A 372-nucleotide genomic window follows, 5' to 3' on the forward strand; every position below is an offset into this window, starting at 1 on the left:
GTGCATCAAAAACATCTGCACTGTTTTCCACGCACATTTGGCAATGTTGCTCCATGGAACGCTCCAGGACGGTTTTAGATTTTAACCCTCTCTTGATCACATTGTCATACTCTTCATCTACATCAAAAGAAACATCTTTGGTATTTGAAAATTTCTTTCGCAGTTCGCGTGGCATTTCATATCGGAAATTTTGCTCGATCTCCTCATCGCTTACCAGGTTCTCCAGGAAATAATCGGGCGATCTAAATATTTGTTTCCAATCTACAGGTGCACTCCATAATCCAAAACGGGCAGCATTATTACCAAGATCGATCACTGTGAATTCATCCTTACCCGGAAGCACGCGGGATCCACGGCCAATCATTTGATAAT

Annotated in this window: 1 pseudogene; it reads right to left on the reverse strand. The window is 42.2% G+C overall.

What is annotated here, in order from left to right:
• Positions 1-372, reverse strand: a pseudogene (locus HC176_RS17555) (DEAD/DEAH box helicase); the annotation flags it as partial.

Source organism: Tamlana crocina (assembly GCF_012037625.1).